The 15714-nt window shown below is 68.1% G+C and carries 9 protein-coding genes; 4 read left to right on the top strand and 5 right to left on the bottom strand.

Annotated elements, in window-relative coordinates:
- The first annotated feature begins 172 nt into the window (after positions 1-172).
- The gene (locus ACYQOP_RS12065) at positions 173-2026 is read left to right on the top strand and encodes a cation:proton antiporter domain-containing protein (protein ID WP_311276313.1); all 1854 of its coding nucleotides are present in this window, start codon (positions 173-175) and stop codon (positions 2024-2026) included.
- A gap of 232 nt (positions 2027-2258) precedes the next feature.
- Here ACYQOP_RS12065 and ACYQOP_RS12060 read toward each other — a convergent pair whose 3' ends face one another.
- Positions 2259-2717, bottom strand: a complete 459-nt coding sequence (locus ACYQOP_RS12060; RefSeq protein ID WP_207411678.1) for a hypothetical protein — start codon at positions 2715-2717, stop codon at positions 2259-2261.
- A gap of 311 nt (positions 2718-3028) precedes the next feature.
- On the opposite strand from ACYQOP_RS12060, the gene ACYQOP_RS12055 reads away from it, so the two are divergent.
- Entirely contained in the window at positions 3029-4204 is a 1176-nt protein-coding gene (locus tag ACYQOP_RS12055; protein WP_461222498.1) for a vWA domain-containing protein, read from the top strand.
- Positions 4201-4653, top strand: a complete 453-nt coding sequence (locus ACYQOP_RS12050) for a bleomycin resistance protein (RefSeq protein ID WP_461222497.1) — start codon at positions 4201-4203, stop codon at positions 4651-4653. The genes ACYQOP_RS12055 and ACYQOP_RS12050 overlap by 4 nt, the downstream gene beginning before the upstream one ends.
- Here ACYQOP_RS12050 and ACYQOP_RS12045 read toward each other — a convergent pair.
- Together ACYQOP_RS12045 and ACYQOP_RS12040 are read right to left on the bottom strand one after the other, a co-directional pair.
- Complete coding sequence (locus ACYQOP_RS12045) at positions 4631-4951, bottom strand: 2Fe-2S iron-sulfur cluster-binding protein (RefSeq protein WP_019903019.1); 321 nt, start codon at positions 4949-4951, stop codon at positions 4631-4633. The genes ACYQOP_RS12050 and ACYQOP_RS12045 overlap by 23 nt on opposite strands.
- 158 nt (positions 4952-5109) lie before the next feature.
- Positions 5110-5436: an Hpt domain-containing protein gene (locus ACYQOP_RS12040; RefSeq protein ID WP_461222496.1), complete on the bottom strand. Its 327-nt coding sequence runs from the start codon at positions 5434-5436 to the stop codon at positions 5110-5112.
- Positions 5437-5728: 292 nt separating this feature from the next.
- Between ACYQOP_RS12040 and ACYQOP_RS12035 the strand changes: the two genes are divergently transcribed.
- Positions 5729-13918, top strand: coding sequence for an apolipoprotein A-IV repeat region-like domain-containing protein (locus tag ACYQOP_RS12035; RefSeq protein ID WP_461222495.1), 8190 nt, complete (start codon positions 5729-5731; stop codon positions 13916-13918).
- A 64-nt stretch (positions 13919-13982) separates the two neighbouring features.
- On the opposite strand, the gene ACYQOP_RS12030 is transcribed toward ACYQOP_RS12035, so the two are convergent.
- Together ACYQOP_RS12030 and ACYQOP_RS12025 are read right to left on the bottom strand one after the other, a co-directional pair.
- A complete protein-coding gene (locus ACYQOP_RS12030) occupies positions 13983-14423 on the bottom strand; it encodes a DUF1489 family protein (protein WP_056426144.1) in 441 nt (146 codons plus the stop codon).
- Positions 14424-14475: 52 nt separating this feature from the next.
- Positions 14476-15552 (bottom strand): hypothetical protein, encoded by a 1077-nt coding sequence (locus ACYQOP_RS12025; RefSeq protein ID WP_461222494.1) that lies wholly within the window; start codon positions 15550-15552, stop codon positions 14476-14478.
- Positions 15553-15714: the final 162 nt, after the last annotated feature.

Genomic DNA, 15714 nt, shown 5'->3' with positions numbered 1-15714 from the left:
ATCCGCATGGGCCGGCAAAAAGCAGGTTGCCCAGGCGGTACATGGGCTTGCATGCTCTCCTCGCTGCCGGCGACCCGATGGATTCCCGCGGCCGGAGTTCCCTGTGCAGAACTTCGGCTGCCCCGTCTCGGCCAGCGTCGCGCGCACCACTCTCGGGAGATTGCCCAGCTCGATGACGGACGTTCACGCCGGATCCTACAAGGAAGCGATCATCTTTCTCGTCACCGCGGGCGTGGTGGTGCCGCTGTTCCACCGGCTGCGCATCAGTCCGGTGCTGGGCTTCATCGGAGCGGGCGCGATCCTCGGGCCGTTCGGCCTGGGGCGACTGGCCGACACGGTGCCATGGGTGTCGATCTTCACCATCGGCAACCGGTCCGAGATCGCGCATCTGGCCGAATTCGGCGTGATCTTCCTGATGTTCATGATCGGCGTCGAGCTGTCATGGGAGCGGCTCCGCACCCTGCGCCGCCTCGTCTTCGGGCTCGGGTCGGCCCAAGTGCTGGCCTCCTCCCTCGTCATCGGCATCATCCTGTTCGCCCTCGAAGTGCCGTTGGCCGCCTCCGTCATCGTCGGCCTGGCGCTCGCCCTGTCCTCCACCGCCGTGGTCCTGCCGGTCCTGGCCGAACAGAAGCGCCTGAACACGCCCGCGGGCCGCGCCAGCTTCGCCGTGCTGCTGTTCCAGGATCTCGCCGTGGCGCCGATGCTGTTCGCCATCGCCGTGCTCGGCCGCAGCGACGGGGCGGATGTCGGCGGCGCGCTGGCCCTGGCGCTCGGACAGGCGGCCATCGCCCTCGTCCTCATCGTGGTCGCCGGCCGCCTCGCGCTACGGCCCCTGTTCCAGCTCGTGGCCCGGACCCGCTCGCCGGAACTGTTCATGGCCGCCTGCCTCCTCGTTATCGTGGCGACCGCACTGACCGCGGCGGCGAGCGGCCTCTCGATGACGCTCGGCGCCTTCGTCGCCGGCCTGCTCCTGGCGGAGACGGAGTATCGCCGGGCGATCGAGGCGACGATCGATCCGTTCAAGGGGCTGCTGCTCGGGGTTTTCTTCGTCTCCGTGGGCATGAACCTCGACCCGGCCCAGCTGATGGCGGCGCCGAAAACCATCCTCGGCCTGTCCATCGGACTGATCCTCATCAAGGGCGCGGTGATCCTCGTGGCGGCCCGGTTCCTCCGCATCCAGCGCGGTGTCGCACTGGAAGCCGCGCTGCTCCTCGGCCCCGGCGGCGAATTCGCCTTCGTCCTCATCGGCGGCGCCATCGCGGGCGGGCTCGTACCGGATGGCCTCGGCCAGGCGGCGCTGATCGTCACGACGGTGACGATGATCGCGATTCCAGGGTTGGCGAGCCTCGCGCGCCGTCTCGGCAAGCGGATGTCCCGCTCCAATCTCGGCCGCGCCCGCGCCGAGCCGGTGCCGGATAAGCAGCAGAACCGCGTCATCATCGCCGGCTACGGCCGCGTCGGACGGCAGGTCGGCGAGATGCTGGCCCGCCACAAGATCCCGTATCTCGCCCTCGATGCGGACGCGGCACGTGTCTCCGAGCACCGCCGCCTCGGCAACCCGGTCTATTTCGGCGATTCCTCCAACCCGGAACTGCTGCGGCGCTGCGACATCGCCAATGCCCGCGCCCTAGTCGTCACCCTCGACAACCCGAGGGCGGTGGAGGCCGTGGTGGAGGCGGCGCGCGCGGAGCGCCGCGACATCACCATCGTCGCCCGCGCCCGCGACGCCCGTCACGCCACGGCGCTCTACGAACTGGGCGTCGACGACGCCGTGCCCGAGACCATCGAAGCGTCCCTGCAGCTTTCGGAAGCCGTACTGGTGGATGTGGGCGTCCCCATGGGCCTCGTCATCGCCTCGATCCACGAGCGGCGCGACGAGTACCGCGCCATGCTCAAGCGCAAGGAGACCGAGGTCAGGCCGGCTTTCCGTGCGCGGCGCACCGTGGGCAAGAACCTCGAGGCAGGAAAGGTGATGGAAGCTCGGGAAGCACCGTCGAAAGAAGAGCAACCCGCAAAGAGCGCCTGATCGATCTGGCGGAGCGTATCGTTCCATACGAACCGCCGTACCAATGTCGTCGGAGTAGTGGATAATTCGAAGACACTTCTGAAATTCGGCCGATCGACCAACGAATGCTCTTGCGATGGCCTGAAAGCGAGATAGCCTCAGCTATCGACTTCGTTCGAAGACGTGGCGCTGACTCGACGATGCGGACCGGTCGATCAGGAATCGTGCTCGAGGCGAGCGGTACGGTAAGGGATCAGAACAAGCGGCCCTGTCCTCGCTCGGGCATGGTCGGCTTCGGCTGATCCGTCGGCGCCGCCGGCGCCGGATCGCTGGATTTGGCGCGGGGACGAGCGGGAGCGCGAGCCTTCGGCTCCGATCCCGGTGAGAAGCTACAGCGATAGATGATTTCATCGGGCGGGCCGACGCCGGTATTCAGCGGGACCGCCAGGGTATCGCCGGAATAGCGCCAGTTGCGCGTGCCCTTGTCCCAATAGAGCCAGACCGTCGAGGGATGGCCCTTGATGGCGAAGACCGCCGCCTTCTTCGAGATCGCCTGGACAGTGCGCGGTTCGTACATGCCCTTCTGGCGATAGGCTTCTTGGAACGAGGCTGGCTGGCGCTCGATGAAGGTGTTCCTCACGATCTGAATCGTCGCGCCCGGTTTCGCCAGAAACCGCTTGAAATCACTCAAGGAGCGCAAGACGAGCGCCATAACGTCCACCCTTACTCTGCCAAATACCCCGGCCCTGACTTGACGTTCACTCTGCCTCTCAGCTGTTTGATTCCAATGACAGTGTTGAAGGTGCAACGAACACAGTTTGCGGCGATATCAACAGAATTCCCGACTTATACCCAGCTTCGTCGATGCCGAACGACGAAAGCGCGCCGCATATCCTACTGAATTCAAGATTATTTCCGTTATCCGGCTCACGACATCGGCCCGCGAACCGTGGCACCGGGACGCGCTCCCACCGATGCGGATGTGGCCTTGACCCGAGCGCCGGGATCGCGCGTTCTCCGCCCATGCTGCTGCATTTCTTCACGGCCCTGCGCGATGCCAAGGTTCCCGTCACGTTGCGGGAGCATCTCATGCTGCTCGACGCCCTGGACCGCGACCTCGCGGACAAGCGCGTGGAAGAGTTCTATCTTCTCGCCCGCGCGGCCCTGGTGAAGGACGAGCGCCATCTCGACCGGTTCGACCGGGTCTTCGGCACCGTGTTCAAGGGCATCGAGACCCTGGGCGAGGCCACGGAATCGACGGCGATCCCCGAGGAATGGCTCCGCAAGCTGGCGGAGAAGTATCTCACCGATGCCGAGAAAGCGGAGCTCAAGGCGCTCGGATGGGACAAGCTGTTCGAGACGCTGAAACAGCGGCTCGCCGAGCAGAAGGAACGCCATCAGGGCGGCAACAAGTGGATCGGCACCGGGGGAACCTCACCGTTCGGCGCCTATGGCTACAACCCCGAAGGCATCCGCATCGGCCAGGACGGCAACCGGAATTTTCGCGCGGTGAAGGTGTGGGACAAGCGCGAATTCAGAGATCTCGACGACAGCGTCGAGCTCGGAACGCGTAACATGCGGGTCGCCCTGCGCCGCCTGCGGCGCTTCGCCCGCACCGGCGCGGCCGAGGAGTTCGATCTCGACGGCACCATTCGCGAGACCGCCAACAAGGGCTATCTCGATGTTCGCCACCGGCCGGAGCGGCGCAATGCCGTGAAGCTGCTGCTCTTCCTCGATGTCGGCGGCTCGATGGACTGGCACATCGCCGTGGCGGAGGAACTGTTCTCCGCCGCCCGCGCCGAGTTCAAGCATGTGGAGCATTTCTACTTCCACAATTGCCCCTACGAGCGCGTGTGGAAGGAGAACCGCCGGCGCCACGACGAGGCCATCCCGCTTTTAGACGTCCTGCGTACCTATCCGGCCGATTACCGCGTCGTCTTCGTCGGCGACGCCTCCATGAGCCCCTACGAGATCGTCATGCAGGGTGGCTCCGTGGAGCATTGGAACGAGGAGACGGGCCAGGTCTGGCTGGAGCGGGTGCTGGAACGGTTTCCGAAATCGGTCTGGCTCAACCCGGTTCCCACCGAACACTGGGCCTATACCCAGTCGATCGGCATGATCCGTGGCATCGTGGCGAACAGGATGTTCCCGCTGAACCTCGAAGGGATCGACGGCGCCATGCGGTCCCTGGTGAGATGACGGACGACCGGATGCCCCAGGGCGGGTTCAGCCCGCTCGTTCCGGAACTCGACATCCGCGACCTTCCCGCCTCGCTCGCCTTCTGGTGCGGGGCGCTCGGGTTCGCAGTGGCCTATGCCCGGCCGGAGAACGGCTTCGCCTATATCGAGCGGGGCAGAGCACAGGTGATGCTCAACCTCGTCAACGGGAACTGGCAGACGGGCCCCCTGGAACCTCCGCTCGGTCGCGGGATCAACTTCCAGATCGCGGTGGACGCCCTCGATCCGATCCTGACGGCCCTGGACGCCGTGCCCTGGCCTCTGTTCCGGCCAGCCCACCAGGCCTGGTACCGGGTCGGTGAGACGGAAGTCGGCGTCAGGCAATTCCTGGTTCAGGATCCCGACGGGTATCTGCTGCGCTTCAGCGAAAGCCTCGGTCGTCGTCCGCTCAGCCTTGGCGAGCCGGCGTGATGACCTTCAGCCCGTCGAGTTCGGGCTTGATCCGAATCTGGCAGCACAGGCGGGACGTCGCACGCACGTCGGAAGCGAAATCGAGCATGTCCTGCTCCATCGGCTCGGCCGGCCCGACCGCATCGACCCACTCGGCATCGACATAGACGTGACAGGTGGCGCAGGCGCAGGCGCCGCCGCATTCGGCATCGATGCCCGGCACATTGTTGCGGATCGCCGCTTCCATGACGGTCGATCCTACGTCGGCTTCCACGGTCCTGGCCGTACCAGCATGGTCGACGTAGGTGATCTTGGGCATCAAAGACTCCAGGCTCGGACAACACGTCTGTGGCCGGTTGTGCAGCGCGACTGCCTTGAAGGCGCGGCCCATCGAATGCAAGCGTCACCGGACCTATCGCCCCACATTCCTGCGCTTACGTCGCAGATGCCGTCCCGTTCCCTCCAAGCGTGGCAAGATCAGCCAAGTGCGTCGATTTCCGCCAGGGTGGCCTTCACCGCCTCGTCGAGGCGGGCGACCGTCTCCACCGGAACCTCCCTCCCCTCGCGCAGGCGATCCTCGATGGACGCGGCGAGGTCGGCGATTGGCGCAGCGCCGATGCCCAGGGCCGAGCCCTTGAGCGTATGGGCGAGGTCGGCCCGCCGGTCCGGATCGAGATCCGCGTCGGCGATTCCGGGCATCAGCCGGCGGCACTGGCCGGCGAAGAGCCCGAGCAATTCGCGGGCGAGGTCGACGTCGCCGAATGTCTGTCCGGAGAGGTAGGCATGGTCAATCAGAGGGGTCACGGGTCTCCTCGCCTTAACCGAACCGGGCGATCGGGCCCGACTCGACCAGTCTATCCACAGGAGCGGCCGAGATCGTTCGCTTCCGTTTAAGCCTTGGGGCATCATGCAGAATGCCGACGGAATGAAACCGGCGCCAAGCTTGGTAACCATTCCGTTAAGGTTTTTTGGACGGTTCGATCCACTCGGGTATCCGGGTCTCGCGCCGAGGTCTAAACTTCCTTGGTAAATTGGTAAAAATGTCGTCGATCACCGGGTGCGGCCGGCTTCGACGATCTGCGTAACGAGGCGTTGAATGGCCACGGAAAAGAAGCTCAAGGACCCGGCCGAGGCGGCTCTTTCCGCCATCGAGCAGGCCCTCAACCTGGACTTCCCCTCGACGCAGGCGGCGGAGCCCCGGGTCGAGCCGCGGCTTCCCGATGTGGGCGACAACGATCTGCTGAGCGAGCAGGGTGGCCGCCTCGCGCCCCCTCGCCTCGATCTCGACCAGCCCCTCGCTTCCGACCTGCCGCCGCCGGACCGCAACCGGCCGCGCCGCGAAGGAGGTCTGCTGCCGCCGGACCGCTCCATGGTGGCCAATGACGACCGCCAGAACATCGGCATCCTGCAGCAGACCCTGCGCGTGCGGCCGTCCGGCACGCCCTACATCGTCGCCGCGATCGTCTCCGCTGTCTGGTTCGCCGCCCTCCTCGCCCTGGCCTGGAATCAGTCGGGAGGTGAGCTGAAGGGCTTCTTCGCCGGGATGACGGCGCTTCAGGCCGCCGTCGGCGCCACCGCCATCGTCGGCCCCATCGTCCTGTTCGCGATCATGGCGATGCTCGCCGTCCGTGCGCAGGAGATGCGCCTCGTGGCCCGCGCCGTCGGCGAAGTCGCGATCCGCCTCGCCGAACCCGAGAACTTCTCCACCGATGCCGTCCTCACCATGTCGCAGACGGTCCGCCGCGAGGTCGCGGCCGTGGGCGACGGCGTCGAGCGGGCGCTCGCCCGCGCCGGCGAGCTGGAAACCCTGGTCCGCGGCGAGATCGCCACCCTGGAGCGGGCCTATTCCGACAACGAGATCCGCATCCGCTCCCTGGTCGACGAGCTCGTCGCTCAGCGCGAATCCATCGTCGCCAATGCGGAGCGCGTTCGCGGCGCGATCACCGGGTCGCACCAGAACCTGACCCAGGAGCTCGATGGCGCGGCAGAACGCATCGTCGCCGCAGTGACCGGCGCCGGCGAACGGGTGACCGGTGCCCTCGACGCGCGCGGCGACGCCATCACTTCGGCGCTCGGCAACCGTGGCGACGCCATCACGGCGGCCCTCGGAGAAGCCGGCGACCGCGTGGTCGGCCTCGTCACCGACCGTGGCGACGACCTGGTGCAGCGCCTCGCCAGCACCAGCGAAGGTGTGCGCAGCAGCCTGACCGAAGTCGGCAACACCCTGACGCAATCCCTGGAAAGCCGCGCGGCGGACGTCACCCTCGCTTTCGAGCGGACCGGCGGCATGCTCACCGCGACGCTGGCCGACAATGCCGGCCAGGTCGCCCGCACCCTCGCCCAGACCGGCATGGAGGTGATCGAGAGCCTGAACCGCCAGGGCAGCGAAGTTCGCCAGACCTTCGAGGAATCCGCGCGCGGCCTCGAAAACACGTTCCTCGCCCGCGGCACCGAACTGACCACGACCTTCTCCAATACCGGCGGCCAGATCACCGCCCGGTTCGCCGAGACCGGCACGGCGCTCCGCGAGCATTTCGCCGCCACAGGCGCCACCATCACAGACGACATCGCCGCTCGGGGCGCGGCCCTTCGCGCTGAGATCGAAGCCGCCGGCAGCGGCGTATCCGAGACCATCGAAACCCGTACCCGCGAGGCGCAGGCGGGTCTGGCCCAGGCATCCGAGGGAATCGTCGAGACGTTCGCGGCCCGGACCACGGCCCTGCGCGACGACCTCATCCGGTCGATCGAGACCGCCGGCAGCGGGATCGACGATCGCGCCGGTCTTCTGGCCGAGCGCATCGATACGGTGGCCAACCGCCTGCACGAAACCCTCACCGTCCAGGGCGGCTCGCTCGAGAGCAACCTGACCTCCGCCGGAGAGCGCGTGGGAGACCTCGTCACCCAGCGCGCCGAGGAGGCCGCGCGGGCGATGGATGCGGCCCTGGCGGCCCTCGGCACCCATTTCGAGACCCGGGCCATGGGCACGGTGGAGAACCTCCGGGGCACCGTGGCGGGCCTCAACGGCGAGATCGACACCCGGTCGGCCGAGGCAGCGGCCGCGCTGCGCAGCAGCGGCGAGGATACGGCCTCCGTCGTCAATGCCAGCATCCGCCGCCTGACCAAGGCCGGCGAGCAGGTCGGCGGTCTTGTCACCCAGCGCGTCGAGGATGCGACCCTCACCCTGACCGGAGCCTTCGGGGTTCTCGGCAGCACCTTCGATTCCCAGTCCGGCACCGCGATCGAGAGCCTGCGCGCCGTCCTCGACACCCTGGCCAGCGAGATCGGCTCGCGGACCAGCGAGGCCGCCGACATCTTCCGCCGCAGCGCGGAAGAGACCACGGTGAGCCTCGGCGCCAGCACGGCGGAAGCCGCCCAGGCCCTGCGGCGTTCCTCGGCGAGCGCCACCGGCGAACTCGAAGCCCGCACGGTCGAAGCAGTGCAGATCTTCGAACAGCGGCTGTCCGCCACCTCTGCCGAGCTCGCCGCCCGCACACAGGAAGCCGCCCAGCTCCTCCAGCAGGCCGCCAGCGGCCTCAGCGGAGAGGTGGGTGGGCGCGCCCAGGACGCGATGGAGGCCCTGCGCCGCACCCTGTCCGAGATCGACCAGACCCTGGTCAGCCGCGCCACCGAGGCGACGGGCGCGATCGCCCGCGCGGCCGAGAATGTCGGCGGCGAACTCGCCGCCCGGATCAAGGATGTCGAGGCTTCCTTCGGCACGCATAGCCGTGGCCTCACCGACCTCATCACCACCCATGCCGAAGAGGCGCATGGCCAGCTCGCCAATACCGGCCGCGAGATCGTTCTGGCGGTGACCGCCCAGAGCGCCCGCGTCAGCGACGCCCTCGCGCAGAGCGGCGCCACCTTCGCCGACACGACGGAAAGCCGCGCGAAGGCCATCGACACCGTGCTCAACGACCGCCTCGCGGCGCTCCAGGAGACGATTGCGCGCGGCGATATCCTCGCCGACCGCATCGCCCGCGACACCTCCGCCCTCAGCGAGACCGTCACCGGCCAGCTGCAGGAGATGGACCGCGTCATCACGGTTCAGGGCAAGGCGGTGGCCGACACCATCGCCGAGCGCACCCGCGAAGCCCGCGAGACCGTGGAGAGCCAGCTCGGCGCCCTCGAGGAACGCTCCGTGAAGCGCTCCGCCGAGATCGGCGAGACCTTCACCCATCTGGTGAGCCAGATCGACGGTCAGCTCGGCTCCCGCGCCACCGCCCTCAACGAGGCCCTGATCCTGCGCACCGGCGAGATGGCGCGCATCATGGTCGAAGGCAGCCGCGACCTCGTACAGACCCTCGATGCCCGCGCCGACGGCATGGCGCAGGACATCGCCAGCCGCAGCCTGGCCCTGGGCGATACCCTCGGCAGCCGCTCCACCGAGATCGCCGAGCGCTTCGAGCAGCAGGCGACCGACCTGTCCCGCCGCATCGAAGAGGGCGTCGGCCGCTTCGACACCAGCGTGGTCGGGCGTCTCGACACCATCGCCGCCGCGCTGGAAGAGCGCAGCCGCCTGATCGACGAGACCTTCGGCTCCCAGGCCTTTGAGGCGATCCGCCTCATCGAGAGCCGCACCCGCGCCGTGGACGAGGATCTCGCCAACCGGACCCGCGAACTCGTCGAGATGATCGAGAGCCGGACGGGCCATGCCAACGAGGCCCTGGCCGGACAGGCGGAGGCGATCCGCTCGTCCTTCTCGCACCGCGCGGAAGCCCTGGCCGCCCTCATCGACGAGCGCACGGCCGCCATGGGCCAGGAGCTCGACGAGAAGGGACGCGTGGTCTTCGGCGCCCTCGGCACCCGTATCACCGAGTTGGCGCAGCTGTTCGATCGCGGCGGCTCCTCCCTGGCGGAGCTTCTGGAACAGCGCGGCGACACCATCATCGCCCGCCTGCGCGACGTCGTCGCCGATGCGGACCGTCTGCTCAGCGAAGGCGAAGGCCGCCTCGGCTCCACCCTCCAGACGCGGACCACCGATATCGGCAGTCTGCTCGACGAGGGCGTGCGCACCGTCCACCAGCTCCTGGACAACCGGACCAACGAGATCCGGACCATGCTGGACGATCATTCCCAGGTGCTCGCCAGCAGCTTCGAAGACCGGCTGGCTCCGTTGCACGATTCGCTCGGCCAGCATGGCCGGACCTTCGTCGACACGATCGAAGCCAGCCTCGGCGGCGCGGCCGGCGCGGTGGAAGCCCGGACCCGCGACCTGGTCGCGCTGTTCGACCAGCGCATCGGCGCCCTGGACGAACTCGTGGACGGTCGCGGCGCGAGGATCGCGGAATCGGTGGAAGCCCGCACCCACGGGCTGCGGACCCTGTTCGACGACATCCTCACCGCCCTCGACGGCCTGGTGGATAGCCGCGCCGAAGCCCTCACCGACCGGGTCGATGCGCGCACCCACGCTCTGAGCGCCCTGTTCGACGAGCGCCTGCGGGCGATCGATGATCTGGTGGAGAACCGCGCGGCCGAACTCGTCCGCACCATCGACACCAAGGGCACGGCCCTCACGCAGACCGTCGACGACCGGACCCACGCGATGGGTGCCCTGTTCGACGACCGCATGCAGGCTCTCGACGCCCTCGTGGCGGAGCGTTCGGCCGATTTCGCCCAGACCATCGACACCAAGGGCACGGCCCTCACGCAGACCGTCGACGACCGGACCCACGCGATGGGCGCTCTGTTCGACGACCGCATGCAGGCCCTCGACACCCTCGTGGCGAACCGTTCGGCCGATTTCGTGCACACGCTGGACACGAAGGGCTCCGTCCTGACCCGCTCGGTCGATGCCGGCACGGCCATGCTGAGCACGCTGTTCGACGAGCGCCTGCGCGCCCTCGACGAGCTGATCGAGAACCACGCGACGCAACTCATCCATACGGTGGACGAGCGCGGCGGCAGCCTCACCCGGTCCCTCGACGACCGCACCGGATCCCTGCGCGCTCTCTTCGACGAGCGCCTGCGCGACCTCAACGCCCTCGTGGAGAACAGGACGGCGGACTTCGCCCAGACGGTGGACGACCGCGGCGGACACCTCACCCGGTCCCTCGACGACCGCACAGGCTCTCTGCGCGCCCTCTTCGACGAGCGCCTGGGCGAGCTCAACGCCCTCGTGGAGAACCGGACAGCGGAATTCGCCCGTACCATGGAGATGCAGGGCAGCACCCTGTACCAGGCGGTGGACGATCGCACCCAGTCCATGGGGACGCTGTTCGACGAGCGCCTGCGCGCCCTCGACTCCCTGGTGGACGACCGCGCGGCGGCGTTCGCCCGCACCATCGAGCACCAGGGCACGTCGCTCACCCAGGCCGTGGAGGCCGGCGCCCAGGCCATCGGCACCGTCTTCGACGAGCGCCTGCGTGCCCTCGACCATCTCGTGGACAACCGCGCCGCCGATCTGACGCAGACCATCGACAATCGCGGCATCTCCCTGAGCCAGGCCGTCGAGGCCACCGCCCAAGCCATCGCGACCGTCTTCGACGAGCGCCTGCGCGCCCTCGACCACCTCGTGGACAACCGCGCCGCCGATTTGACGCAGACCATCGACAATCGCGGCACGTCCCTCAGCCAGGCCGTCGAGGCCACCGCTCAGGCGATCGGGAATGTCTTCGACGCACGGATGCGTGCCCTCACCGATCTCGTCGAAGACCGGACCGGCGCGTTCACCCGCACGGTGGACGATCAGGGCCAGTCACTGACCCAGTCGGTCGATGCTCGTACGCAGGCCATCGCAGCTTTGTTCGACGAGTGCCTGCGCGCCCTCGACCAGCTCGTGGACAGCCGTGCGACCGCTTTCGCTCATGCGATCGACAATCACGGCGCCGCCCTGACACAGGCCGTGGATGCCCGCAGCGAGGCCTTCACGAACCGGATCGACAGCCGGATGAAGGTGTTCGCCTCCCTCGTCGCGTCACGCGGCGATGCTCTCGCCAATGCGTTCGACGACCGCCAGGACGCCTATGCGGCCCTGGTCGACGAGCGCAGCGCGACGATGCTCTCCGCCTTCGACGAGCGGGTGAACCGCCACGCCGCCCTCGCCCAGGCCCATGCCGATGCGCTCGCCACGGCTCTGGACCAGCGCAACGAAGCCGTGGCCGCGCTGATCGACGGGCGCAACCAGGACATGGTCGCCGGCTTCGATCGCCGCTCGACCGCCCTGGCCTCTCTGATCGAGGCGCGCGGGCAGTCCCTGGCCCGCCGCCTCGCCGAGAGCGCGGAGACCATTACCCGCGCGATCGAGGAGCGTGGGGGATCGATCGTGGAGACGATCGACACACGCGGCACCCATATGGTCGAGGCGATGGCGACGCATTCCGAGCGCCTCCGCGAGATCGTCGAGGGGCCGGCCTCCCAGCTCGTCGCCTCCCTGGGCGAGCGCAATCAGGAGATCGCACGTATCCTCGACGAGAGCGCAAAGCCCCTCGCCGACACCTTGCGTGATCGTGTTCGGGACCTCGCCGAACAATCCGAAGCGTCCAGGAACGCCCTGCTGGCAGCCATCGACGGCGGCGCCTCCCGTGCGCTGGCGAGCCTCAACGAGGCGAGCGATCGTCTCCGCAGCGAACTCGCTGGCGTCTTGGACCGGGTCGAGGGGGCGAATTCGGCCCTGCGCGAACTCGTCACCGATGCCGGAGAGAATCTCGGCGCCATCGAGAACGGCCTGTCGGGTCGGGTCGAGCAGGTGCAGGCGACGCTCTCCGCCATCGGCACCGAGACGGAGCGCGCCAGCAGAAGCGTCGCCGAACAGGTCGATCAGCTGAAGGCCGTGGCCGAGGGCGCCCTGCGCGATGCGGCCGACCTCGCCGCCTCGCTCGATGCCCGCGGGACCTCGCTCACCGAGATCGCCCGCGCTCATTCCGGCACGCTCACCAACGCGGCTGGCTCTCTGGAAACCGTCGAGACGCGCCTCGTCGATCTTCTCGCTAGCCGCGACAAGGCGGTGGAAGAGGTGCTGACCCGCATCGAGGCGCGGTCGGGCGTCCTCGAGGAGCAGACCGCGCGGTTCGACACGCAGATGGCCGAGACCCTTCGCTCCGCCGAGGAGCGGGCACGGGGCATCGCCAGCAGCCTGTCAGATGCGGCGCAAAGCGCGGGCGCCAGTGTGACGGGAGCCTTCGAAGGCCTGCGCAAGGATGCGGGCAGCGAAGGCGAGCGGACGGCGACCGCTGTTCGCTCGGCCATCTCCGGCGCATCCGAGCAGATGATGACGGTGTTCGAGAGTGCGGCCGGCCGCTTCGGCGACTCGGTGGCGGGGATGCGCGAGATGGCGGCGGAGATCCGTCGCGAACTCGAAGCGACGCGGGCGGACCTGCAGCGCGGCGTTCTGGAAATCCCGCGGGAGACCCAGGAAGCCACCAGCGAGATGCGTCGGGTCGTCTCTGACCAGATCAAGGCGCTGAACGAGCTGTCCTCGCTCGTCTCCCGCTCGCGGCGCAGCGTCGACGTGACCGAGGCGGTGTCCCCTGCCCCGCGCAAGGCGGACGTCCAGCCCGCCAAGCAACAGGACGTGCAGGTCTCGGAACCCGCTCCGGCCAAGCCGAAGCAGAATGGGGCCAACCCGGTCGCGGCACCGGTCGCCGCAAAGCCCTCCGAGCCGAAGGCCCGCGAGGACAAGTCGTCCGACGCTCGCCCGACCCAGCAGATGACGATCGTCTCCGCCCCGGCGGCCCGTGCCGGCAACCAGCCCGCCCTACGTCCCGGCGAGACTGCGCGTGCGGGTGCCCCGTCGGGACGCGACAATCGCGGCTGGCTGTCGGACCTGCTGACGCGCGCCTCCCTCGACGACGACACGGATGGGGCCGATCCGGCGAACGCGGCCGCCGGTCCCAACGGTCAGGCCAAGCCGGACGCGACCAAGGCCGGCTCCAACAAGGCGGAGCCCGCCAAGGCCGGCTCCGCGAAACTGGAAGCGGGCAAGGGCGCTGCCGTCGACCGCAGCCGAACCGCCCTCGAGACGATCTCCAACGACATCGCCAAGATGATCGAACATCAGACGGCTGTGGAGTTGTGGGAGCTCTACCGTCGCGGTGAGCCGAACCTGTTCGATCGCCGTCTCTACACGGCGCAGGGTCGGCAGACCTTCGAGGAGATCCGCCGGCGCTACGCGGCCGATGCCGAGTTCCGCCGCACGGTGGACCGCTATGTCGGCGAGTTCGAGCGGCTCCTCGGCGAAGTCTCGAAAAACGACCGCGACTCGCGTCGTGCCGATGCCTACCTCACCTCGGAGACGGGCAAGGTCTACACGATGCTCGCCCATGCGAGCGGCCGCTTCGAAGGGGCCTGACATCCTTCGGCGACGGGGCGGCCGACGCCGCTCCGTCGTCTTGTCATGGTGAGATTGGATAAGGTCAGATCAGGCCGAGGACGGAGAGCTCGCGCCGCAGCGATTCGGGCATGTCGGCGAGGCCGTCGGCGCGACGCATGTCGAGATCGGCCGGCGCGGACCGCACCGTCAGGTAGCGCCAGCCCTGGAAGGGCCGGCATGGGCGCGGATTGACCGGGACCACGACCGAATCGAGGACGAGGCGACAGCGGCCGACGCCGTCCGTATCGGTGAAGGGCTCGATGGCCGTGATGGCCTGGCGGCAGCACAGCGTGCCCTTGATGACCCAGTAGATCGAGCCCTGCCCGGCAATAGCCGAGGCACGTTTGGGCACCATTCGGGTCACGTGGAACGTGGACGGGTCGCGCCCGGACTGCAACGCGTCGTCCCGGTTGCGGGCGATGCGTTGTTCGAGGTCCTCGATCGTCGCGGGTCCGACGCAGAGCTTCAGGAGGTGAAGGGCCATGACGGCCCTCTTATCAGTGCCGTCGACGATGCGCGCGGGGCATTCGTCTCGCTCAGGAAAACAGGGCGAGTTTCTCTTTCTCGCTCAGGCCGTCGATATCGGCGAAAGCCGTGGCGATGTCGGTCTTCTCGGAAGCCGGCGACGTCGCCCGGTCCTCGGTGCTCTCGTCGTCAGAAACGACCTCGTCGGCCGGCTCGTCGTCGAAAGGCTCGCTCGTGTCCTCGGCGATAGGTTCCTCGGCGATGGCGTCCTCAATGACAGCCTCCTCGCCCGCCTCGGATGCGTGCGGCTCGGTGAACGGAGCCTCTTCGTCCGTCGTCTCCGTGGCGGAGGAAAGCGGCATGTCCGGGCTCACCGTCTCTTCCGCCTGCTGCTCGACGACGGCCTCCATCTCCCCCGTCACCTCGTCCTTCGCTTCCCGAACACTCTCCGATCGCCCGGAATCCATGTCGATGAACCGGTCCACATCGCTCTGGTCGAGGTCCTGGGCGACAGTCGCCGCCGTCGAGCCCGGCGCCGGCGGGATCGCCTCGACCTCGCCGCCCCAGATCGCGATCATCGCCGCGAGGCGCTCTTCGAGATAGCGCAGGGTATGGATGATCCGGGCGGTGCGCTGCGCCGTGAGATCCTGGAACGAGCAGGCGGTGTAGATTTCCGTCGCCCGGCGGTCGAGCACGTCGCAAATCGTCGCATCCGCGACGGTTTCGCGCATCGTCCAGGCGGTCTCCTGGACTTCCTCCGCGGCGCCGAGGATGTCCGACGTCGCGCGCTCGGTGGCCCGGACAATGGCGTCGAGGGCGACGGAGGCGATGCCAAGGCGGCTGTGGTCCTGATCCACGGTGCTGATCGCGGCGATCTCGGCCTTGGTTCGGGCGATGGCGTGGGCCATGTCCATCAGGTCGCCGCGCATGCGTCCGACCCGCTCGGTCTCCCGGTCGGAGGGGCGATCCGCCGTCACCGCGCTTTCCAGGCGAGAGATGGCGCCGAGCAGCATGTCCGTATCGGCACTGCGGTTGCGCCTGGTATATTCGGCAAGGAACCAGCGGCCGCGTTCGCTCTCGCTCATCGCCGCTTCGATACGGTCGTATTCCGACTCATCGACCGGGGTGAGCGAACGCATGACAGACATAGAACTCGTGTCCTCTATGGTGCCTCGCGCCGTTGCGCGAAGTCGCGGGTACCAGCACCAGTAGATTGACACGATGGTTTTAACGCCCCCTTTACGGGTCGAATCATCGTCAGCGGCCGGCAACGCTTCGGCTTGAGGCCGCTTCGCCCCTCGATCGAGCGG

The sequence above is a fragment of the Methylobacterium sp. CM6247 genome (assembly GCF_054817925.1).
Note: the sequence above shows the minus strand (reverse complement) of the source record. Positions and strands in the feature narration are given on the sequence as shown.

What these genes read in the sequence shown, in the direction of transcription:
- ACYQOP_RS12065 (WP_311276313.1), top strand. Translation starts at nt 173, where the DNA reads ATGACGGACGTTCACGCCGGATCCTACAAGGAAGCGATCATCTTTCTC.
- ACYQOP_RS12060 (WP_207411678.1), bottom strand. Translation starts at nt 2,717, where the DNA reads ATGGCGCTCGTCTTGCGCTCCTTGAGTGATTTCAAGCGGTTTCTGGCG.
- ACYQOP_RS12055 (WP_461222498.1), top strand. Translation starts at nt 3,029, where the DNA reads ATGCTGCTGCATTTCTTCACGGCCCTGCGCGATGCCAAGGTTCCCGTC.
- ACYQOP_RS12050 (WP_461222497.1), top strand. Translation starts at nt 4,201, where the DNA reads ATGACGGACGACCGGATGCCCCAGGGCGGGTTCAGCCCGCTCGTTCCG.
- ACYQOP_RS12045 (WP_019903019.1), bottom strand. Translation starts at nt 4,951, where the DNA reads ATGCCCAAGATCACCTACGTCGACCATGCTGGTACGGCCAGGACCGTG.
- ACYQOP_RS12035 (WP_461222495.1), top strand. Translation starts at nt 5,729, where the DNA reads ATGGCCACGGAAAAGAAGCTCAAGGACCCGGCCGAGGCGGCTCTTTCC.
- ACYQOP_RS12030 (WP_056426144.1), bottom strand. Translation starts at nt 14,423, where the DNA reads ATGGCCCTTCACCTCCTGAAGCTCTGCGTCGGACCCGCGACGATCGAG.
- ACYQOP_RS12025 (WP_461222494.1), bottom strand. Translation starts at nt 15,552, where the DNA reads ATGTCTGTCATGCGTTCGCTCACCCCGGTCGATGAGTCGGAATACGAC.